The organism is Ruegeria lacuscaerulensis (genome assembly GCF_013034745.1).
Classification (GTDB): Bacteria; Pseudomonadota; Alphaproteobacteria; order Rhodobacterales; family Rhodobacteraceae; genus Ruegeria; species Ruegeria lacuscaerulensis_B.
Genome location: NZ_WQGP01000002.1, coordinates 505,249 through 524,754 on the forward strand (window position 1 = coordinate 505,249; position 19,506 = coordinate 524,754).

The 19,506-nt window shown below is 59.0% G+C and carries 21 protein-coding genes; 14 read left to right on the top strand and 7 right to left on the bottom strand.

All coding sequences use genetic code 11. From position 1 onward, the window contains the following. Positions 1 to 31 precede the first annotated feature (31 nt). Positions 32 to 697 carry an SOS response-associated peptidase gene (locus GOV79_RS06035; protein ID WP_170788947.1) on the bottom strand — a complete coding sequence of 222 codons (666 nt, stop codon included), beginning with the start codon at positions 695 to 697 and terminating at the stop codon, positions 32 to 34. Positions 698 to 742: 45 nt separating this feature from the next. Here GOV79_RS06035 and GOV79_RS06040 point away from each other — a divergent pair, with 45 nt between their 5' ends. Then, positions 743 to 2,395, top strand: coding sequence for a tetratricopeptide repeat-containing sulfotransferase family protein (locus GOV79_RS06040; protein WP_170788948.1), 1,653 nt, complete (start codon positions 743 to 745; stop codon positions 2,393 to 2,395). Positions 2,396 to 2,456: 61 nt separating this feature from the next. Here the strand turns inward: GOV79_RS06040 and GOV79_RS06045 are convergent, their stop codons facing one another. Then, a complete protein-coding gene (locus GOV79_RS06045) occupies positions 2,457 to 4,034 on the bottom strand; it encodes a bifunctional metallophosphatase/5'-nucleotidase (RefSeq protein ID WP_170788949.1) in 1,578 nt (525 codons plus the stop codon). A gap of 108 nt (positions 4,035 to 4,142) precedes the next feature. Between GOV79_RS06045 and GOV79_RS06050 the strand changes: the two genes are divergently transcribed. The 4 genes from GOV79_RS06050 to arsC are packed head-to-tail and all read left to right on the top strand — an operon-like array spanning position 4,143 to position 6,302. Further along, on the top strand, positions 4,143 to 4,481 hold the full coding sequence (locus GOV79_RS06050) for a DUF952 domain-containing protein (RefSeq protein WP_170770179.1): 339 nt from the start codon (positions 4,143 to 4,145) through the stop codon (positions 4,479 to 4,481). Continuing rightward, positions 4,478 to 4,909, top strand: a complete 432-nt coding sequence (locus GOV79_RS06055; protein WP_170770177.1) for a DUF1330 domain-containing protein — start codon at positions 4,478 to 4,480, stop codon at positions 4,907 to 4,909. Before GOV79_RS06050 ends, GOV79_RS06055 begins: the two co-directional genes overlap by 4 nt. Then, complete coding sequence (locus tag GOV79_RS06060) at positions 4,906 to 5,964, top strand: quinone-dependent dihydroorotate dehydrogenase (RefSeq protein WP_170788950.1); 1,059 nt, start codon at positions 4,906 to 4,908, stop codon at positions 5,962 to 5,964. The genes GOV79_RS06055 and GOV79_RS06060 overlap by 4 nt, the downstream gene beginning before the upstream one ends. After that, entirely contained in the window at positions 5,961 to 6,302 is a 342-nt protein-coding gene (gene arsC / locus GOV79_RS06065) for an arsenate reductase (glutaredoxin) (RefSeq protein WP_170788951.1), read from the top strand. Before GOV79_RS06060 ends, arsC begins: the two co-directional genes overlap by 4 nt. Here arsC and GOV79_RS06070 read toward each other — a convergent pair. From GOV79_RS06070 to GOV79_RS06080, 3 genes are read right to left on the bottom strand one after another with little or no spacing between them, the layout of a single operon-like run. After that, positions 6,299 to 7,615: an MATE family efflux transporter gene (locus GOV79_RS06070; RefSeq protein WP_170788952.1), complete on the bottom strand. Its 1,317-nt coding sequence runs from the start codon at positions 7,613 to 7,615 to the stop codon at positions 6,299 to 6,301. The genes arsC and GOV79_RS06070 overlap by 4 nt on opposite strands. Positions 7,616 to 7,620: 5 nt before the next feature. Further along, positions 7,621 to 8,139 (bottom strand): PaaI family thioesterase, encoded by a 519-nt coding sequence (locus tag GOV79_RS06075; RefSeq protein WP_170782752.1) that lies wholly within the window; start codon positions 8,137 to 8,139, stop codon positions 7,621 to 7,623. Then, positions 8,139 to 8,558: a PaaI family thioesterase gene (locus GOV79_RS06080; RefSeq protein ID WP_170770167.1), complete on the bottom strand. Its 420-nt coding sequence runs from the start codon at positions 8,556 to 8,558 to the stop codon at positions 8,139 to 8,141. The genes GOV79_RS06075 and GOV79_RS06080 overlap by 1 nt, the downstream gene beginning before the upstream one ends. Before the next feature lie 113 nt (positions 8,559 to 8,671). Between GOV79_RS06080 and GOV79_RS06085 the strand changes: the two genes are divergently transcribed. The 8 genes from GOV79_RS06085 to GOV79_RS06120 all read left to right on the top strand — a co-directional run bounded on the left by GOV79_RS06085 (position 8,672) and on the right by GOV79_RS06120 (position 16,673). Further along, entirely contained in the window at positions 8,672 to 9,040 is a 369-nt protein-coding gene (locus GOV79_RS06085; RefSeq protein ID WP_170770165.1) for a MerR family transcriptional regulator, read from the top strand. A gap of 276 nt (positions 9,041 to 9,316) precedes the next feature. Further along, positions 9,317 to 9,718: a MerR family transcriptional regulator gene (locus tag GOV79_RS06090; protein WP_170770163.1), complete on the top strand. Its 402-nt coding sequence runs from the start codon at positions 9,317 to 9,319 to the stop codon at positions 9,716 to 9,718. A gap of 46 nt (positions 9,719 to 9,764) precedes the next feature. Continuing rightward, a complete protein-coding gene (locus GOV79_RS06095; RefSeq protein ID WP_170788953.1) occupies positions 9,765 to 11,546 on the top strand; it encodes an acyl-CoA dehydrogenase C-terminal domain-containing protein in 1,782 nt (593 codons plus the stop codon). A 54-nt stretch (positions 11,547 to 11,600) separates the two neighbouring features. Then, entirely contained in the window at positions 11,601 to 11,813 is a 213-nt protein-coding gene (locus tag GOV79_RS06100; protein ID WP_170770159.1) for a hypothetical protein, read from the top strand. A 316-nt stretch (positions 11,814 to 12,129) separates the two neighbouring features. Then, positions 12,130 to 12,768, top strand: coding sequence for a glutathione S-transferase family protein (locus tag GOV79_RS06105; RefSeq protein ID WP_170788954.1), 639 nt, complete (start codon positions 12,130 to 12,132; stop codon positions 12,766 to 12,768). An 11-nt stretch (positions 12,769 to 12,779) separates the two neighbouring features. Further along, positions 12,780 to 13,991 carry an acetyl-CoA C-acetyltransferase gene (locus tag GOV79_RS06110; RefSeq protein WP_170770155.1) on the top strand — a complete coding sequence of 404 codons (1,212 nt, stop codon included), beginning with the start codon at positions 12,780 to 12,782 and terminating at the stop codon, positions 13,989 to 13,991. After that, positions 13,991 to 14,479 carry a cupin domain-containing protein gene (locus GOV79_RS06115; RefSeq protein WP_170788955.1) on the top strand — a complete coding sequence of 163 codons (489 nt, stop codon included), beginning with the start codon at positions 13,991 to 13,993 and terminating at the stop codon, positions 14,477 to 14,479. Before GOV79_RS06110 ends, GOV79_RS06115 begins: the two co-directional genes overlap by 1 nt. Further along, positions 14,472 to 16,673, top strand: a complete 2,202-nt coding sequence (locus GOV79_RS06120; protein WP_170788956.1) for a 3-hydroxyacyl-CoA dehydrogenase NAD-binding domain-containing protein — start codon at positions 14,472 to 14,474, stop codon at positions 16,671 to 16,673. The genes GOV79_RS06115 and GOV79_RS06120 overlap by 8 nt, the downstream gene beginning before the upstream one ends. Before the next feature lie 79 nt (positions 16,674 to 16,752). Here GOV79_RS06120 and GOV79_RS06125 read toward each other — a convergent pair whose 3' ends face one another. After that, positions 16,753 to 17,400: a sulfotransferase family 2 domain-containing protein gene (locus tag GOV79_RS06125; RefSeq protein WP_170788957.1), complete on the bottom strand. Its 648-nt coding sequence runs from the start codon at positions 17,398 to 17,400 to the stop codon at positions 16,753 to 16,755. Further along, a complete protein-coding gene (locus tag GOV79_RS06130) occupies positions 17,397 to 18,332 on the bottom strand; it encodes a DMT family transporter (RefSeq protein ID WP_170788958.1) in 936 nt (311 codons plus the stop codon). The genes GOV79_RS06125 and GOV79_RS06130 overlap by 4 nt, the downstream gene beginning before the upstream one ends. A gap of 155 nt (positions 18,333 to 18,487) precedes the next feature. On the opposite strand from GOV79_RS06130, the gene GOV79_RS06135 reads away from it, so the two are divergent. Beyond that, the gene (locus GOV79_RS06135; protein WP_170789014.1) at positions 18,488 to 19,501 is read left to right on the top strand and encodes a hypothetical protein; all 1,014 of its coding nucleotides are present in this window, start codon (positions 18,488 to 18,490) and stop codon (positions 19,499 to 19,501) included. The last annotated feature ends 5 nt before the right edge of the window (positions 19,502 to 19,506 follow it).

The following is a 19,506-nucleotide window of genomic DNA, read 5'->3' on the forward strand; positions in this document are numbered from 1 at the left end:
CGCGCGTAAGCTGGATTGCAAAGAAGAACGCTCAACCTGCGACGGGCTCGATCAGGCTCGCTCCGCTGGCCCGGTTGGAGTTCACGGCGGGATCGACCCGGTAATAGCTCAGCAAGCCCTCAGGCCCCGGTACCATCAGACGGGCGGCTCCTTTCCCTGCCTCACCCAGCCACAAGGGCCAGTCCTGTGGCTCAAGGATCAGCGGCATTCGATGGTGGATCGCACTCAGAGTGTCATTGGCCGAGGTCGTGACGATGGCGCAGGTCGGCTGCCGGGCTTCCTCAGCGCCCCAGTTCTGCCAGACACCAGCAAAGGCGATGGGCGCATGATCGAGGCGATGAATATACCATGGCAACCTGTTGCCTTGTTCGGTCTTGGTCCATTCATAAAACCCCGTCGCCACGATCAGACAGCGCCCTTCGCGGCAGGCCGCGCGAAAGGCTGGTTTCTCGGCCAGGGTCTCGGCACGCGCGTTGATCAGCAGGGGCCCAGCGGTTTCGGTCTTGTACCAATGCGGCAGGAACCCCCAGCGCATCGGATCCAGGGTCCGCCCGTTTTCGCTCGCGCGCACCACATGTACCTGATTTGTGGGGCAAACATTGAAATTGGGCACAGCCGGCAAGCTGTTGGACGGCCGCGCGGCAAAAAGCTGAGCCATCGCATCATTCGGAAGAGTTATTGCAAACCGTCCGCACATGGGTAATGAACCACCTATATTTCCTTCTTACAGGCACCGGGTCATATGCAAAACCAAACAGCCAATACCCTTAAAAGCAAGGCTTTGTCAGCGCTGGAGACCGGCAAGCCGCACCAGGCGCTAAAAAAAGCTCAACTGGGATTGAAGAAGTTTCCAAAAGACAGCGATTTTCACGCCATCGCAGGCTTTGTCCTGACCGAAATGAAGCAATATAGGAAGTCGATCCCGCATTTCGTGGAAGCCGCGCGGATGAAGCCGCAAGACCCGCAATTCGTAGAGAATTTGGCCAATGCGTTGATGCAAACCGGCCAGATTCCAAAAGCGCTGGATTATGCCGAACAGAAACTTGAGATCTTTCCCAACAACAAAGAGCTCAACCGTGTTCTGGATGAAATCTACCTGAAAGGTAACAACTGGCGTCAGATCATTGATCACACAACCAAAAAGCTGGCCGCAGACCCTGACAATGTCGACCTTCTTTCGACACGGGCGCGGGCCTATGGGCGGGTCGGGTTCGACGAGGACAGTTCAAACGATATTAACCATGCCTACCGGATCGCACCGGAAAGCCACAAAGTCGCGTTACTAAAGGCAGTCAACTTGCATCAAGGCGGTGACAAGGCGGGAACCAAGGCTATCCTGGAGCGGATTCTGAACGAAAACCCGGACCACATCAATTCGTTGCTGCAACTTTCTACGATGGTAGGTGGTGCGGAAGCCGGAAGCTTGCTCAAAAACGTTGAAAGCGCGATTGAGAGATCGGAACACAAGCTATCCGAATTGGAATTTGCCAAGGCGCATCTGACACACAAAATCGATGGCTTGGACGCGGCCATGCCGCAATTCGAAAAGGCCAACGCGGTTCAGCACGATTCCAATCCATATAATTTTGAATCCGAAGAGGAAAAACTGGGCACGGTCACACGTCAATTTTCTGAAGGCAATCAAATATTGGCAAATGACGTAAGCGAAGGACCCTTGCCAATATTCGTCGTCGGCCAACCGCGTTCAGGCACGACCTTGATGGAGATGATGCTGAGTTCAGACCCCAACATTGCTGGTTGTGGTGAACTTATGCTCGGGTCCGACCTCTCGGTTAACTTCTGGCAAGGCAAGGATACCTTCGATACGGCATCTGCCGCTCAGTTCGCGCAGGAATTTCGCAAACTGATGCCTCCGATCCCTGAAGGGTCCATAGCCTTTGTCGACAAGATGCCCCATAATTTCCAACGTGTGGGCTATTTGCTGTCCGCCTTCCCGAATGCGCGGGTGATCAACATGCAGCGCGATCCACGCGATGTAGGGCTGTCGAAATGGATCCGGCGCTTTCCCGCAGGCGGGATGCGCTATGCGTCAAACCAAAAGGCTATTGCACACACGGCCAACCTGTACCGGCGCTATATGGCGCATTGGGAAAAAGTGTTCGGGGATCGCATCCTGACCGTTCCTTACGAAAAACTCGTGGCCGATCCCGAGACCTACAGCAAGAAGGTCGCTGCGTTCTGCGGCATCGAATGGTCCGATGCGATGATGCATCCGGAAGAGAACAAAAAACAGGTTAGAACGGCCAGCATCGACCAGGTGCGCAACAAAATCTCCACCAAATCTGTCGGCGGATGGCGCAGCGTCAGGCACCATCTTCAGCCAATGCTGGACGGTATCGATCCCGCGCTTTGGCCTGAATACGAATTCGACTGATCCCAATAGAAAAAGGCCGCATCCGTACGATGCGGCCTATCAGTTTTCTGCACCTAAGGTGTCATTTCTGCTTAATGCGCCCGTCCAGATACGGGGTGTACGGCGCGTTGGCGGCCAGATATTCGGCCGTCACGTCAGCCAGGTCCGGGCCATAATCATAGGCGTTCTTGTCATCGCCTTCGAACATGTCATAGCCGTCGCCGCCATTACGGACATAGTTGTTGGTCACGACAAGATAGGTCGCCGCCGGGTCAATCGGCACAAAGCCCCCATCCTTGGCTACCATCACATCGCTGATACGCCCTTCGTTCGGCGCAACCGCAGGATCCCATGTGAAAGTCATACCGGCCACTTGCGGGAAACGGCCCTTGACCTCTTCCACCTGGCTCACACCGTTTTCCAGCGCATCAATGACGCCCTGACCGCTGATCTGGAAGGTCGAGAGCGTGTTTTGGAACGGCAGCACGGTCAGCACTTCGCCCATGGTCACGTCACCCGGATCAATCGAGGCACGCAAACCACCCGAGTTTGCAATTGCAATCTGCACACCCTGATCGGCAACACGGGCCAGCATGGCATCGGCTACAAGATTGCCCATCTGGCATTCTTGCACTCGGCAGACAGCGCGGTCGCCCTCAATCGCGTCAGCAGCACTTGCCACAACCTTGTTGCGAATCTCGTCCAGCGGCACGGCCAGTTCCGCGATGCGATCCAGCGCCGACTGATCCTCGGTCACAGTGTTGTCCATGATCAGCGGCTCGCCCGCGGCTTCGACCACATTGCCGTCGTCATCGAAGGTCACGTTCAGCTCACCCAGGAATTTGCCATAGGCATAGGCCTGAACAATCTGGACCCCGTTCACCACGGTTGGATAGGGACCCGCCGCCTTGTCCGAGACGTTGGACAGATACGTGTTGGAATGCCCCCCCACGATCACATCGACACCAGTTGTTTCGCTGGCCACGCGTTGGTCCACGCCAAAGCCCGAATGGCTGAGTACGATGATCTTGTTCACCCCCTCGCCGGTCAGTCTGTCAACTTCGGCCTGCACCGCCGGGACCGGGTCCGAAAAGGTTATGTTCGGGCCAGGTGAGGCCAGATCATGGGTGTCTTCCGGGGTCAGGCCGATCAGGCCGATCTTCTCGCCGCCCACTTCAATCACGGTCGATTTCTTGATCTTGTCGGTCAGCAGCTCTTCGTCTTTGACATCGGCGTTCGACATCAGCACTGGAAAATCGACCGAGTCGATGAAACCGCGCAGAACCTCGGGCCCGTCGTCGAATTCGTGGTTGCCCACGGTCATCGCGTCATAACCCAGCTTGTTCATGAACTCAGCCGCGACCTTGCCCTTGTAATAGGTATAGAACAGGGACCCCTGAAATTGGTCTCCGCCATCCACAAGGATCGAGTTCTCGGCACGGCCACGGGCATCGTTCACTGCCGTTACCAAACGGGCCGAGCCACCAAAGCACTCGCCTTCGGCATTGTCTTCAGCGCTACAGCCGCTGTCATATTTGTTGATCGGCTCGAACCGGGCGTGGAAATCGTTGGTATGCAGGATCGTCAGCTTATATTCGGCTGCGGCCATGCCTGCTGTCAGGCCCAGAACGGCGACCGATGTCAGTAAGCGGGTGAACATGTTCAAACTCCCAATTGTTATTTGTCGTGATCGTGCGCCGTGCTGCGCAAAGAGTCAAAGGGGGAAATCCAGCTTGATTCTACCCGCCGTGCGGGGCATCACGGCCCCATGCTGATTTACAAGATTTTCCGGGCCGACGAATGGGCCGCGTTGCAGTCCGATGGGGCGACGGATGGTGCTCCGATTGATGTGGCGGATGGCTATGTCCATTTTTCGACGGCCGAGCAAGCAGCCGAGACAGCGGCCAAGCATTTCGCCGGTATCGACGGTCTGACCCTGTTGGCCTGCGACGCCGACGCGATGGGCGACGACCTGAAATGGGAGGTCTCGCGCGGGGGCGCGCTGTTTCCGCATCTCTACCGGCAGATCAGGATGACGGATGTGCATTGGGCCAAGCCTTTGCCTTTTGACGGACAGGCCCACCAGTTCCCCGAGGAGATGGAATGACCCGCTACGTCGACCCAGATCGCGCGCAGTTCGCGGCGTTCAAGGATCTGGACCGCGATCATCCGATCGAGATGCTCAATCTGGTGAAATTCCGCGCCAAGGCCGCGTACCCGGATGACCACGATCTGGCCGCTGCCGGTCTGACCGGCGCGCAGGCCTATCGCAACTACGGGAGCGACACCGCCCCGATCATCGCTCGTATCGGCGCACATATTCTATGGAGCGGCGCGTTTCAAACAACCCTGATCGGCCCGCAGGACGAGGTTTGGGACGCAGTCTTTATCGCCAGCTATCCCACCGCTCATGCCTTCATGGAAATGGTCACGGACCCGGATTACCAAAAAGCGGTCGTGCATCGTCAGGCAGCGGTGGACACGTCGCGGCTTATCCGTTGCGCGCCGACCCAAGGCAGAGAGAGCTTCGGATGAAACTGACCGAGAAACTGGGCCTTGCCGCCCTGCACCGGATGGATCCGGAAGCCGCGCATGGGATGTCGATCAAGGCGTTGAAAGCGGGGCTAGCCCCCGCGCCCGGTCCTGTGACCTCGTCCCGGTTGCGCACACAGGTGGCTGGGCTTGATCTGCCCAACCCGGTTGGGCTGGCCGCTGGTTTCGACAAGAACGGCGAGGTTCTGACACCTCTGTCCCGCGTGGGCTTCGGGTTTATCGAGGTCGGTGCCGTGACCCCATGCCCGCAGCCCGGCAACCCCAAACCACGCCTGTTTCGCCTGTCCGAAGACAAGGCCGCCATCAACCGCTTTGGCTTCAACAACGAAGGCATGGAGGTCATGGCCACTCGTCTGGCGGATCGCCCCAAAGACGCTGTGATCGGCCTGAACCTAGGTGCGAACAAGGACAGCGACGACCGCCCCGGCGACTTTGCCAAGGTGCTGGCTCATTGCGCGGCACATCTGGATTTCGCGACGGTCAATGTCTCGTCCCCTAACACCGAGAAACTGCGCGACCTGCAGGGCAAGGCTGCGCTCAGTGCGTTGCTAGGCGGAGTGATCGAAACCCGCGATGCCCTGCCCCGTCCCCTGCCTGTCTTCCTGAAGATCGCCCCCGATCTGACCGAAGGCGAATTGCAAGACATTGCTGATGTCGCTCGGGAAACCGGCGTGGATGCGGTGATCGCCACCAATACCACCCTGTCCCGCGACGGGCTGCGAAGTGTGCATAAGGATCAGGCCGGAGGTCTGTCCGGCGCACCTCTGTTCGAGAAATCCACCCGCGTATTAGCCCGGCTGAGCCAGTTGACAGAAGGTCAAATCCCTCTGATCGGTGTTGGTGGGATCAGCACGGCGGAACAGGCCTATGCCAAGATTTGCGCCGGAGCCTCTGCCGTGCAGTTCTACACGGCGATGGTTTATGGCGGCATCTCATTGGCCGCTGAGATCGTGCAGGGGTTGGATAAACTTCTGGCGCGCGACGGGTTCGACACTGTCGCACAGGCTGTGGGCAGTAAACGTGAGGACTGGTTATGATCGAATATTGGCACAACCCCCGCTGTTCCAAATCCCGCGCGGGACTGGCGTTGCTTGAGGAAAAAGGCGCGCAGGTCGAGGTGCGGAAGTACCTTGAAGACGCCCCCTCGGCGGATGAGTTGCGCGCAACACTGGCCCTTTTGAACGTACCCGCCATCGACATGATGCGGACAGGGGAGAAACAGTTCAAGGAACTCGGGCTGACCAAAACCACGTCAGAGAACGCATTGATCACGGCCATGGCGAAACACCCGATCCTGATCGAGCGCCCTCTGGCGATCAATGGCGACAAGGCCGCCATCGGACGCCCGCCCGAGAAACTGCTGGACCTGCTTTAAGCGATCTGAGCCTCAAGCCGGGGATAACGCCATCCCAAGGTCAATCCCCGCGCAATGTTCAGAACCATCAACGCGGCCCAAAGGCCGTGATTGCCCAGCGTCGGCACCAGTAAGAACAGGGCGACCACATAGATCGCAACCGACTGGATCATCGCGTTGCGCATATCCCGCGTCCAGGTTGCCCCGATATAGATGCCGTCAAACATCCAGCTTGCCACCCCGATCACCGGGGCCAGCGCCGCCCAGATCAGGTATTCTCGCGCAGCCAGACGAACCTCGGGCGAGGTGGACATCAGGTCGATCAGCGCAGGCCCGGCAAGGTAAAACACTGCGCCCAAGGCAAAGGCTCCGCCCACACCCCACTGCGATGCCAAGACCGAAGCCCGCCGCACTTGATACCGGTCCCGCGCACCCACTGCGCCGCCCACCAGCGCCTCGGCTGAAAAGGCGAATCCGTCCAGCGCAAAAGCCGTGATCTCCAGAAACTGCAGTAGGACCTGATTGGCCGCCAGATTAACATCGCCCAGATCGGACCCCACAAACAGGAAGGTGGTGAATGAGCCCGTCAACAGGACCGACCGGATCATGATATCCGCATTCACCTGCACCATCCGACGCAAACGCGCGGCGTTGAATATGCGGGGCCAGTCGCGCCACTGATTGCCGCCGAACGCGCTGCGACACAGCCACAGACCCAACGCCAGACCAGTCCACTCGGCGATCAAAGTGGCGATGGCGACGCCTTCGACACCCCAGCCCAGTCCCAGAACAAACCAAAGGTCTAACAGGATGTTCAGCCCGTTCATCCAGATCTGAAGCAGGAACACGCCGCGCGTGCGTTCGATTGCTATCAACCAGCCGGTCACGGCATAAAGCGCTATTGTCGCCGGCGCCCCCCAGATCCGAATTTCAAGGTATGCGCGAGTCAGGGACTCGACCTCGGGACTGGCCGGGGACAGCGCGAAGGCCCCCCAGAACACCCATACTTGCGTAGCGATGAATACAAGACCAGCGGCACCGCCCAGCAGTAGGCCGCGCATCAACAGCGCACCGGTCTCGGCTGTATCGCCTGCGCCGCGCGCCTGCGCTGCAAGACCGGTCGTACCCATGCGCAAGAACCCGAAAATCCAGTAAATCGCTGACAGGATCACCGCGCCCATGCCAACGGCTCCGATGGGGGCCGCCTGCCCCATCTGGCCCACAACGCCGGTATCGACCGCGCCCAAAATCGGAACGGTGGCGTTTGACAACACGATAGGAAGGGCAATCTTCAGCACCCGTCCATGCGTTATTGGCGCCGAGGCGTCCTGCATGGATGCTAGCTACCCTTGGTCATAGGTTGTGGCATCAGGAAATGACCCGTGGCCTGCGCAAAGGGGCGCGCATGATTGTCCTGCCATGCTTCGACCCGGACCGAGGCATAGCGACGCCCCGACCGGCTGATGATAGCCCGCGCATAGGCATCGCGCGGCAGACCGGATCGCAGATAGTCGACCGTGAAATCCACGGTTTTGGGAAAGCGGATCGTCTCATCCCGCGCGATCTGCTCGGCATCCAGCTCACCGCTCTCGATGCTGGGCAGGAAATACTCCCAACTCAAGGTGATCACGGCCGTGACCTCAAGGAAGGCTGCGGTGACGCCCCCATGCAGGGCGGGAAGGATCGGATTTCCGATGAGCTTTTCGTCATAGTTCAACACCCCGGTCAGCTCATCCCCACGCCGATCAAAGCTGAAATCCATGAACCGGATATAAGGCACTCCATCGACAATCGCGTTCAGCGCCGCGTCCCGGCGCTGTTTGACTACTTGTACGGGTTCGGGACGTTTGCGCGCCATTAGAGCCCCTCCACCGTGAAAGAGCCCGAGGCCGTGGCCACCGGCAGGTCCTGATTTTCGTCCATCGCGGTCGCGCGTACGAAGGCCACGTTACGGGTGATGTGGTAGCAGGTCGCGCGCGTGGTGATGGTCTGACCCGGAGTTGCCGCGCGCATATAATCGATGCGCAAATCGATGGTCGCCGTGCCACCGGGCGCGGACGGGTGGCTCATGACAGCGGCGCCGCAACAGGTGTCCAGAACGGCAAATACAGCGCCGCCATGGATGACCCCAGTGCGCGGATCGCCCACCAATTCCACGTTATAGGGCATTGTAATCGCAGCCTCTCCGTTACCGATTTCAGTCAGCGTCATGCCCAGCGCCCTGGCATGTGGGATCGCCTCGATGAACTGACGCGCGATAGCAGCTTTGTCGACCATCTATTTGTACCTTCTTGGTTTCTCCCTTTATGAGCGCGTGCCCCCCAAAAGAGCAAGCCCACCTGTTGCGCTTGTCAGGCGTAGGTCATAGGCTGCGCCAGAGGAGATCAGGAATGCCCGACGACCGTTTGTCATTCAAAGAGATGTGCGCCCAGTTCGATGTGACACCGCGCACCCTGCGCTATTATGAGTATATCGAGCTGTTGCAACCCGACCGCGAAGGCCGTGCGCGATTCTATGGTCCACGCGAATGCGCCCGCATGACGCTGATCATGCGGGGGCGCAAATACGGCTTTCCCTTGGAAGACATCCGCCAATGGCTGCTGATATACGAAGATCAGGGCAACCAGGCGCAGATGAAGGCTTTTGTCGACTTGGCCGATGTCCAATTAGTTGAACTACACAAGCAAAAGCAGCAACTGGATGAGGCGATCGACGCTCTGAAAACCATGCGCGATCAGACCGCCAGGTCGCTGGATTGACCTCATCGCCTATTGCGGCCCTCTTGAAGCCCCGCAAAAGGGATTGCTGTTGCAATTCCCGTTTCAATTGGGTGTTGGCCAGCTGTCGAAATCTGAAAATAACGTGACGTGACGTTGGGGATTTCACCCTCAAACAGACTTGACGCAAACGGAAGTTACGTCAACTAAAGTTGTGACGTAGCGTTTGCATTACGTGAACGTCATCTCCGTGTTGTAAGTGGCGCATCGACTGCGCAACTGTACTTGATAGACGCCAGTGACAAGAGTGCTGAAACCATGACCGAAGATCTGATGACCATTCGTGAAATGTGCGAGACCTATGACGTCACGCCGCGCACATTGCGGTTTTACGAGGCCAAAGAACTTTTGTTCCCGATCCGCGAGGGGCAAAAACGCCTGTTCACCAAACGCGACCGGGCGCGCCTGAAACTGATTCTGCGCGGCAAGCGCTTTGGCTTTAGCCTAGAAGAAATCCGGCAACTTCTGGATCTGTATCATGTGGGGGATCAGCAGATGACGCAGATGACCCGCACGTTTGAGATCGCCCGCGAGCGTCTGACCGATATGGAGGCCCGCCGCGAAGAACTGACGCAGGCCATCGACGATCTGAAGGAACAGTTGCGTTGGGGCGAGAAAGTGATCGCCTCGATGAAGAACGAAAAAAAAGCCGCCGAGTAGCCCTGCGGCCCCACCTCCGGACATTTGAGATTAAAGGGAGCTTCTTATGCCCGTCTATAACGCGCCAACAAAAGACATGCAGTTCATTCTGCACGAAGTCCTCAACGTTTCGGGGTCGAAAATCCCCGGTTACGACGAATTGGAAGCCGAATTCACCGGTGCCGTTCTCGAGGAAGCCGGCAAAATCGCAACAAACGTCCTGCACCCGCTGAACGTTGTGGGTGACACCGAAGGTGTGCGCCACGAAAACGGAGTCGTCTACACGCCGACCGGCTTCAAAGACGGTTTCGAGCAGATGAAAGAAGGCGGCTGGACCGGCTTGGATATGCCCGAGGAATTCGGCGGTCAGAACATGCCTTATGTCCTGGGTAGCGCGGTGGGCGAGTTCTTTCAGTCCGCCAACCAAGCCTTCACCATGTATCAGGGTCTGACCCACGGCGCGGCTTCGGCCATTCTCGCCCACGGCACCGACGAGCAGAAGGCCACCTATCTGCCCAACATGGTCAGCTGTGAATGGACCGGCACCATGAACCTGACCGAACCGCATTGCGGCACCGATCTGGGCCTGATGCGCACCAAGGCTGAACCGCAGGACGACGGCAGCTATAAGGTGTCAGGTCAGAAGATCTTTATCTCGGCCGGTGATCACGACATGGCCGACAACATCATCCACCTGGTTCTGGCCAAAATCCCCGGCGGCCCCGAGGGCATCAAGGGTGTCTCGCTGTTCATCGTGCCCAAGTTCATGGTCAACGAAGACGGCTCGCTGGGCGAACGCAACGGTGTTTCGGTCGGCAAGGTCGAAGAGAAAATGGGCATCCACGGCAACTCGACCTGTGTGATGAACTATGACGAAGCCACCGGATTTTTGCTGGGCGATCTGCACAAAGGTATGCGCGCCATGTTCACCATGATGAACGAAGCGCGTCTGGGTGTGGGTATGCAAGGTCTGGCACAAGCCGAGGCCGCCTATCAGAACGCTGTCGAATACGCCAAGGACCGCCTGCAGGGCCGTGACGTGACCGGAGCGAAAAACCCCGATGGCCCGGCCGATCCGCTGATCGTACACCCTGATATTCGCCGTAGCCTGATGGATCAGAAAAGCTTTACCGAAGGTGCGCGCGCCTTCATCTTGTGGGGTGCCACACTTATCGACCAAGCACATCGTTCCGGCGATGCAGATGCAGACGGCCTGATCTCGCTGCTGACGCCGGTCATCAAAGGCTTCCTGACCGACGAAGGCTATGACATGACTGTCAAAGCTCAGCAGGTTTACGGCGGCCACGGCTACATCGAGGAATGGGGCATGTCGCAATACACCCGCGACGCCCGTATCGCCATGATCTACGAAGGCGCAAACGGCGTTCAGGCGCTGGATCTGGTGGGTCGTAAGCTTGCTACCGATGGCGGCAAGCACGTCATGGCCTTCTTCGACATCGTCAAGAATTTCTGCAAGGAAAACGGTGGCCAGAACGAAGCCTTTGACAAGGCGTTCATCGAACCGCTCAAGGCGGCGTCCAAGGATCTGCAGGCGGCTGGCATGTACTTCATGCAGAACGGTGCAAAGAACCCCAACCACGCACTGGCTGGTTCGAACGACTTCATGCACATGTTCGGCCATGTCTGCCTGGGCTTGATGTGGGCGCAAATGGCAAAAGCAGCCTATGCGGCCCTTGACGGCGGGGCGTCGGATACCGAGTTCTACCAGACAAAGATTGCCACCGGCCAGTTCTACATGGCGCGTCGCCTGCCGGCCACCGGCCTGCATCTGGCGCGTATCCAGACCGGTGCTGACACTGTCATGGCTCTGGATGCGGCGAACTTCTGATCCAAAACCGGCTGCAGGATTTTGTCTTGCAGCCGGACTTCGCAAAGGACCGACATGCCCAAACGCTTTCGCCTGACCCGCCGGTTTCCGGTTGCAATGACCGAAGATGGCTATCGCAAACTGCGCGGTTTCGCTGCCGAAGCCGGGTTGGATGAAGGCGAGGCTCTGTCGTTTCTATTCGAAAATTTCAACAGCGTGATTGATCACGACAACCTGACGCACAAGTTGCGCATCTTCAACTCGGAACTTGAGGCGCGAAAACGGTGAATGATGCGGGGACCAGACAACTTTGGCAAATCGCAGATACTCTGTCCGCCTCCGGCGGACGTATTTGGAGCGAGAAGAAGGCAAACGCACGCTTCCCCCCCGCCATCCGGGTTATGATCGCACCTTTGGGCACGCAGTCAGGACGGCGAGGCTTTTCATCGTGCGAACATCGGCTCGGCAGCCTGTACCGCACGCATGAAAAGGCCGCTTTGACGTTAAAGAACCGTTACGGAGAAGGGAAAACCCGGCGGACTTCTTCTCTTCAAAAATTCGGAAATATCGACATAGCCGCACACGCCACGGGAGGGGCGCGCACATGACCATCAAACTGCATTGCTTCGGAGAAAGCGGAAATTCTTACAAAGCCGCGCTTGCGCTTGAGATGTCGGGCCTGGAATGGGAACCCGTTTTTGTGGACTTTTTCAAAGGCGTATCGCGCACCCCCAAATATCGCGCCGAGGTCAATGAAATGGGCGAGGTGCCAGTCCTGACCGATGGCGATTTTCGCACAAGCCAATCCGGGGCCATTCAGGCTTATGTCACCGAAAAGTCGGGTAAGTTCGGTGGCAAGGACCGCGACGAAAACTACGACATCTTTCGCTGGGTCCTGTGGGACAATCACAAGCTCAGCTCGAATGCGGGGATGACCCGGTTTTTGTGCAATTTCCTGCCCGAAGAGCACCGCAACCCAGATGTCATTGCGTTCAACCAAGGACGCCTGAAGGCCGCTTACGAAATTCTGAATACCCACCTTGAGGGCCGCGACTGGATCGTGGGCGACGGCGTGACCAACGCCGACCTCAGCTGCTGCGGATACCTGTACTACCCTGAACCATTCGGCTTTGACCGTGCCGACTGGCCCCATATCGACGCCTGGCTGACGCGCCTCAGCGAACAGCCCGGCTGGAAACACCCCTATGACCTGATGCCCGGCAATCCGTCGGATCGAGCTTGAGGAGAAGACCCATGACCGAAGCCTATATCTATGACGCCCTGCGCACCCCGCGTGGCAAGGGCCGCAAGGATGGCAGCCTGCACGAGGTAACCTCGGTGCGACTGTCCGCCGTCGCCCTTAACGCCATGAAAGAGCGCAACAACCTGGAAGGTCACGCCGTCGAGGACGTGATCTGGGGCAACGTCACGCAGGTGATGGAGCAAGGCGGTTGTTTGGCGCGCTCGGCCGTGCTGGCCTCGGATCTGGATGAATCGATCCCGGGTCTGGCCATCAACCGCTTCTGCGCTTCCGGCATGGAAGCCGTGAACCTGGCCGCAAACCAGATCAAAGGCGGTGCCGGTGACGGCTATATCGCCGGCGGCGTCGAGATGATGGGCCGTGTACCCATGGGATCGGACGGCGCAGCTATTGCCGTTGACCCTACCCTGGCGATGGATACCTATTTTGTACCGCAGGGGATTTCCTCGGACATCATCGCCACCGAATACGGCTTCAGCCGCGATCAGGCGGACCAGTTGGCGATGGAATCGCAGCGCCGCGCGGCGCAAGCCTGGGACGAAGGCCGCTTTGAAAAATCGATCATTCCGGTCAAGGACCGCAACGGCCTGACCATTCTGGACCGCGACGAATACATGCGCCCCGGCACTGACATGCAGAGCCTCGGCAGCCTGAACCCAGCCTTCCAGATGATGGGCGAGCAGATGCCGGGCTTCGACAAGGTCGCCCTGCTGAAATACCCGCACCTGGAAAAGATCAACCACATCCACCACGCGGGCAACAGCTCGGGCATCGTGGACGGGGCAGCGGCCGTTCTGATCGGCAACAAGGAATTCGGTGAGAAGCACGGCATCAAGCCGCGCGCGCGTATCAAAGCCACCGCCAAGATCGGTCTGGACCCGACGATCATGCTGACAGGCCCGGTTCCGGTGACCCAGAAAATCCTGGCCGACAACGGCATGCAGATTTCGGATTTCGACCTGTTCGAAGTGAACGAAGCCTTCGCGTCGGTCGTACTGCGGTTCCAGCAGGCATTTGATGTGGACCCCGAGCTGGTGAACGTCAACGGCGGCTCGATCGCGATGGGTCACCCGTTGGGTGCAACCGGCGCGATGATCATCGGCACCCTGCTGGACGAACTGGAGCGTCAGGACAAAGAAACCGGCCTGGCCACGCTCTGCATCGCGTCGGGCATGGGTGCCGCGACTATCATCGAGCGGGTCTGATGCCCAAGCTGGATCTCTCTCAGATCCCGTTTATTGGGGGATCGTCTTATCCCGGTAAGCTGGCCGAGGCGACCGCAGGTCGTTTCGTTCAGCGGCTGGGGGATACGGGCGGTCTGACCCAATACGGGGTCAACATCGTACAGTTGGAGCCTGCGGGGATGTCCTCGCTGCGGCACTACCACATGGAGCAGGACGAGTTCGCCATTGTGCTTTCCGGCACCTGCACATTGATCGACGACGATGGTGAGCATGAGATGCAGCCCGGTGACTGCGCGGCCTGGCCCGCAGGTGAGCCCAACGGCCACCACCTTGTGAACAAAACCAACGCGCCCGCGACCTTTCTGGTGGTGGGCACGCGGACCCCGACCGAGACCGGCTTTTACAGCGATATCGACATGATGGTGAAGGATGACGCCGACGGCGAGGCCTTCACCCGGAAAGACGGCAGCCCGCTGACGGCTGACCAGATTGGAGATGACAATGACTGATTTCACTCTGACCAAAGACGCAGACGGCGTCGCCACGATCACCTGGGACGTTCCAGGTAAGACGATGAACGTAATGTCCTTTGACGGGCTGGCCCAGCTGAGCGACCTGATCGATCAGGCGCTGGCGGATGAGGAGGTCAAGGGGATCGTCCTGACCTCGGGCAAAGAAGGGTCGTTTGCGGGCGGCATGGACCTGAACCTGCTGGCTGTGATGAAGGAACAGGCAGGCGACAACCCGGCCAAAGGTCTGTTTGACGGCACGATGCAAATGCACGCCCTTCTGCGCAAGATCGAGCTGGCCGGCATGGACCCCAAGACCAAGAAAGGCGGCAAGCCGATCGCAACCGCCCTGCCCGGCACTGCCGCAGGCATCGGCATGGAGTTGCCTCTGTCCACGCATCGCATTTTCGCTGCCGAGAACCCCAAGGCGAAATATGGCCTGCCCGAGATCATGGTCGGCATCTTCCCCGGCGCGGGCGGCACCACGCGGATGGTCCGCAAGGTGGGCGCGATTGCAGCGGCACCGCTGCTGCTGGAAGGCAAGATGCTGGACGTCAAAAAGGCCAAAGGCGCAGGCTATATCGATGAGATCGCTGCAGATCCGGTGGCAGCCGCAAAGGAATGGGTGCTGAACGCGAAAGACACCGATCTGGTCAAGCCGTGGGATGCCAAGGGCTATAAAATGCCCAGCGGTGCGCCGTACCACCCTGCAGGTTTCATGAACTTCGTTGGCGCCTCGGCGATGGTACACGGCAAGACCCAAGGCGCCTTCCCGGCGGCCAAGGCGTTGCTGAGTGCAGTTTATGAGGGGGCTCTGGTTGACTTCGACACCGCGCTGAAGATCGAAGCGCGCTGGTTCACCTCAGTCCTGATGAACCCGTCCTCGGGTGCCATGATCCGGTCGCTGTTCCTGAACAAAGAAGCGCTTGAGAAAGGCGCAGTACGTCCAGCCGGTGTGCCGGATCAGTCGGTCAAGAAGATCGGCGTTCTGGGTGCGGGCATGATGGGTGCGGGCATCGCGCTGGTCTCGGCCCAGGCCGGGATGGAGGTTGTTCTGGTCGATCGTGATCAGGCGGCTGCTGATAAAGGCAAAGCCTATACCGAGGCTTATCTGGACAAGGGCATGAAGCGCGGCAAAGTCACCGAAGACAAGAAACAGGCGATGTTGTCGCGCATCACCGCAACGCCCGATCTGGACCACCTGAAAGGCTGCGACCTGATCATCGAAGCCGTGTTCGAAGACCCTTCCGTCAAGGCCGAGATGACCCAAAAGGTCGAGGCGATCATCCCCGAGGATTGCATTTTTGCCTCGAACACCTCGACCCTGCCGATCACCGATCTGGCCAAGGCCAGCGTTCGGCCCGAACAGTTCATAGGCATTCACTTCTTCTCGCCGGTTGAGAAGATGTTCCTGGTTGAGATCATCAAGGGCAAGGAAACCGGCGATCGTGCGGTTGCCAAGGCGCTGGACTATGTGCGCCAGATCCGCAAGACGCCGATTGTGGTCAACGATGCACGCTTCTTCTACGCCAACCGCTGCATCATCCCTTACATCAACGAAGGTCTACGGATGATCACCGAAGGCGTCAGCCCGGTGCTGATCGACAATGCCGCGCGTCAGCTGGGCTTCCCCGTAGGGCCGATCCAGTTGAATGACGAAACCTCGATTGATCTGGGTGCCAAGATCGCGCGGGCGACCAAAGCTGCGATGGGCAACGCCTATCCCGAAAGCCCCGCCGATGACCTGATCTTCTGGATGGAAGGCGAAGGCCGTCTGGGCCGCAAGGCCAATGCAGGCTTCTTCGACTATGACGAAAAGGGCAAACGCGTCGCATACTGGACCGGCCTGGCCGAGAAATACCCGCATGCCGAAGAGCAGCCCGACCTGATCGAAGTACAGGAACGCCTGATGTTCGCGCAGGTGTTGGAAGCTGTCCGCGCGTTGGAGGAAGGTGTTCTGGAAGACATCCGCGAAGGCGATGTGGGCGCCATCCTGGGTTGGGGCTTTGCGCCGTGGTCCGGTGGCCCGCTGAGCTGGCTGGACATCATCGGCACACCTTATGCGGCTGAACGTTGCGATCAGTTGACCGAGGCCTACGGTGAACGCTTCACCTGCCCGCCGCTGCTGCGGGAAATGGCGGAGAAGGGTCAAAGCTTCTACGGGCGTTTCGACCCCGAAGCCAAAGCGGCTTAAAAGTCAAAGAAGCTGGCGCAGCCCCCCTGCGCCAGCTTTCCCATTTGCACTTTTTCAAGGTTCCAAACGGAACGTACTGCTAATCAAAGCGATACCCAAACCTGTCGACATCCTCGGCGCAAGCCTCGGCCACAGCCGCACGTGTCTTGGCGCAATAGTAACTGCGATAATCCGGTGCCCGCTCGGACCTGTTGCTCAGGGGCAATGCCACCCGAAATCCCAAATGGTCGAATAGCGGGGCGGCGTCTCGGTCAAAATACTCCAGCCGGATGAAGGCACTGCAATTTTCGGTTCCGTCGGTCAGCGTCATATAGCGCCTTGCGGGATTGGCTGCGAAGGATCGTGCAATCTGCGGGTGCAAGACGAAATCCTGAAATGAAAGGGTTTGCGCCAAGGTGACATCCCGGTGGTCAAACTTTTGGGTTCTGAGCCAATGATAGTAGCTGACCATCCTGTCCCAAGGGTTGCGCACCAGCGTGAACGTGAACATGCCGCGCAACGCAACCGGTGTCATCAGCCCATCCAGCGCAGACAGCGGTGCGTGTTTCGTCAAAGCGCCAACGCCTGTCAAAGCCTTCTGCCGCTTGCGCCGCCGTAGGGCCTTGGGCGTATCGCCTATAAGGATATCATCCTTCATAGCCCGCGCCTCTAACGCCAGAGACAGCGACGTTCCCCCGGTTTTGGGGATGTGGACAAACACGTATCTACGGCCATTTGAGATGATCATGCCGCCGCCTGCTCGGCGGGCGCGCGACCGGCACGCCAGCCCAGCAGCGCTCCGGCGGTCGCGATCAGACCAATCCCTCCGATCTGCATCAGCCCGATGGACTGACCAAAGGCGACCCACGCAAACAGGGGGCCGAAAATCATGACCGAGTATTCGAACACTGCAACATAGGATGGCTCGCCTACCTGATAGGCTTTGATCAGCATGAAAACCGCGATTGTTGACCCTACAGCCTGCACGATGATCCATGGCACAGCGTCTTGCATCTGCCACACCCAGCCACGCGTGACAAACCCGTCGGGCCCTGGGGGCGATATCATGGGGAAGAGAGTTAGAACCCCCACTCCGATCAATCCCGTCAACCCCAGTGTGATCACCATCGCCGCCAACAGCGCGACTGTGCTTTCACCCGCGCAATGGCTGCGCGTGATGATGGCGCTAAGGGCATAGAACAGCCCTCCGGCCACCGGCAGCAGGGTGCGGGCATCAAAATCCTGCGGATTGGGTTGCAGCACGCATAGAATCCCAGCGAACCCCAGTAGGACGGCCAGAATGCGCCATGACCCGATCCTCTGCCCCATTGCAAGCGTCGAAATCAGCAGCACGAAAATCGGAGAGGTGAACAGACCTGCCAGCGCCTGCGCAATCGGCATCAGCGCCAGCGAGGTGAAATAGAACAGCATGGCCAGCGTGATCAGCACACTGCGTAGCATCACCGGACCCGGCCGGACGGGACGTAAGCGCCCGAACCCCAACAAGGACAAGCCGATGATCAGCGGCAGCATCAGGGTGGACCGGCTCAGGTGGAACTGCCACAGCCCGACCGTGTCGGCCAGCAGGATCACTACGTTGTCGATCACCCCGATGATCGCCATTGCGCTGACCATCAGAACCGAGGCCAAGATCGGAGAAGTTTGCGCACCAGACGACATGTTTGACCCTATTGCAGAAACCGACCGGGGCACGCCTACGCCCGGATGCGTCGTCACATCCAGCACAATTCCCCGACATCGCGCAACAGGTTTGCGCCGCTGGATTTTTGCGTGCTAAACTGCCGCCAATCAAGAATGAGCAGACCTCACCCGTGATGACGGCCCTTAAACAGTACCAACGGATCGAAGCAACCGGTCTGTGGCGCCCATCGCCCGATGTGCAGCGGCGCGAGGTCGTGGTGTCGATTGGCGAAGCCACGATGACAATCTCGGATTTCAACGACAACGCGCTGACCCATTGGTCGCTGGCTGCGTTGGAGCGGCAGAACCCCGGCGCGTATCCAGCTATATACAACCCCGATGGCGACCCGGACGAAACGCTGGAGCTGGCCGAAACCGAGACCACCATGATCGAGGCAATCGACCGCCTGCAACGGGCCATTGACCGCAGCCGTCCGCATCCGGGGCGATTGCGCTGGCTCAGCGTCGCCGGTGTTGCCGCCGCCGTCGTGGCCCTTTTGGTGTTCTGGGTGCCCGCCGCCGTGCAAAACCACGTGGTCTCGGTGGTGCCCGAGATCAAACGCCACGATATCGGCGACGCAATTCTTGAACGGATCGAGCGCGTGTCAGGCCGCGCCTGCGCCTCGGTCGACGCACAGGACGCGCTAAAACAGTTGGCCACACGTACCGGTGTGCGTGAAGTGGTTATCCTGCCTGCGGGCGTGCAAACGAGCCTCAGCCTGCCGGGCGGCATTATCCTGCTAAACCGCGCGTTGGTCGAAGATCACGAGGACCCTTCGGTCGCCGCCGGCTATATCGTCGCCGAACGCGCCCGGTCACAGGCACAGGACCCGCTGGACGATCTGCTGAACCGCACAGGTGCTGCAACCGCCTTTCGCCTGCTGACAACCGGGGAGCTGACACCGGGCATCGTCGATGCCTATACCGAAGAAGTTCTGTCTGAACCCCGCCCGTCCCTACCTGATGACGCGTTGCTGGAGATGTTCGCGCAGACCGCCCTGCCCTCGACCCCGTTTGCCTATGCCATGGATGTGACCGGCGAAACCGTGCTGGGGTTGATCGAGGCTGACCCTATGGCCGGACGTCCTCAGCAGCAGGTTTTGCCGGACCGCGATTGGGTCCGGCTGCAAAATATCTGCGGCGGTTAGACCAC

Coding starts and splice junctions, on each gene's coding strand:
- GOV79_RS06035 (WP_170788947.1), bottom strand. CDS start 697: ATGTGCGGACGGTTTGCAATAACTCTTCCGAATGATGCGATGGCTCAG.
- GOV79_RS06040 (WP_170788948.1), top strand. CDS start 743: ATGCAAAACCAAACAGCCAATACCCTTAAAAGCAAGGCTTTGTCAGCG.
- GOV79_RS06045 (WP_170788949.1), bottom strand. CDS start 4,034: ATGTTCACCCGCTTACTGACATCGGTCGCCGTTCTGGGCCTGACAGCA.
- GOV79_RS06050 (WP_170770179.1), top strand. CDS start 4,143: ATGCTGATTTACAAGATTTTCCGGGCCGACGAATGGGCCGCGTTGCAG.
- GOV79_RS06055 (WP_170770177.1), top strand. CDS start 4,478: ATGACCCGCTACGTCGACCCAGATCGCGCGCAGTTCGCGGCGTTCAAG.
- GOV79_RS06060 (WP_170788950.1), top strand. CDS start 4,906: ATGAAACTGACCGAGAAACTGGGCCTTGCCGCCCTGCACCGGATGGAT.
- arsC (WP_170788951.1), top strand. CDS start 5,961: ATGATCGAATATTGGCACAACCCCCGCTGTTCCAAATCCCGCGCGGGA.
- GOV79_RS06070 (WP_170788952.1), bottom strand. CDS start 7,615: ATGCAGGACGCCTCGGCGCCAATAACGCATGGACGGGTGCTGAAGATT.
- GOV79_RS06075 (WP_170782752.1), bottom strand. CDS start 8,139: ATGGCGCGCAAACGTCCCGAACCCGTACAAGTAGTCAAACAGCGCCGG.
- GOV79_RS06080 (WP_170770167.1), bottom strand. CDS start 8,558: ATGGTCGACAAAGCTGCTATCGCGCGTCAGTTCATCGAGGCGATCCCA.
- GOV79_RS06085 (WP_170770165.1), top strand. CDS start 8,672: ATGCCCGACGACCGTTTGTCATTCAAAGAGATGTGCGCCCAGTTCGAT.
- GOV79_RS06090 (WP_170770163.1), top strand. CDS start 9,317: ATGACCGAAGATCTGATGACCATTCGTGAAATGTGCGAGACCTATGAC.
- GOV79_RS06095 (WP_170788953.1), top strand. CDS start 9,765: ATGCCCGTCTATAACGCGCCAACAAAAGACATGCAGTTCATTCTGCAC.
- GOV79_RS06100 (WP_170770159.1), top strand. CDS start 11,601: ATGCCCAAACGCTTTCGCCTGACCCGCCGGTTTCCGGTTGCAATGACC.
- GOV79_RS06105 (WP_170788954.1), top strand. CDS start 12,130: ATGACCATCAAACTGCATTGCTTCGGAGAAAGCGGAAATTCTTACAAA.
- GOV79_RS06110 (WP_170770155.1), top strand. CDS start 12,780: ATGACCGAAGCCTATATCTATGACGCCCTGCGCACCCCGCGTGGCAAG.
- GOV79_RS06115 (WP_170788955.1), top strand. CDS start 13,991: ATGCCCAAGCTGGATCTCTCTCAGATCCCGTTTATTGGGGGATCGTCT.
- GOV79_RS06120 (WP_170788956.1), top strand. CDS start 14,472: ATGACTGATTTCACTCTGACCAAAGACGCAGACGGCGTCGCCACGATC.
- GOV79_RS06125 (WP_170788957.1), bottom strand. CDS start 17,400: ATGATCATCTCAAATGGCCGTAGATACGTGTTTGTCCACATCCCCAAA.
- GOV79_RS06130 (WP_170788958.1), bottom strand. CDS start 18,332: ATGTCGTCTGGTGCGCAAACTTCTCCGATCTTGGCCTCGGTTCTGATG.
- GOV79_RS06135 (WP_170789014.1), top strand. CDS start 18,488: ATGACGGCCCTTAAACAGTACCAACGGATCGAAGCAACCGGTCTGTGG.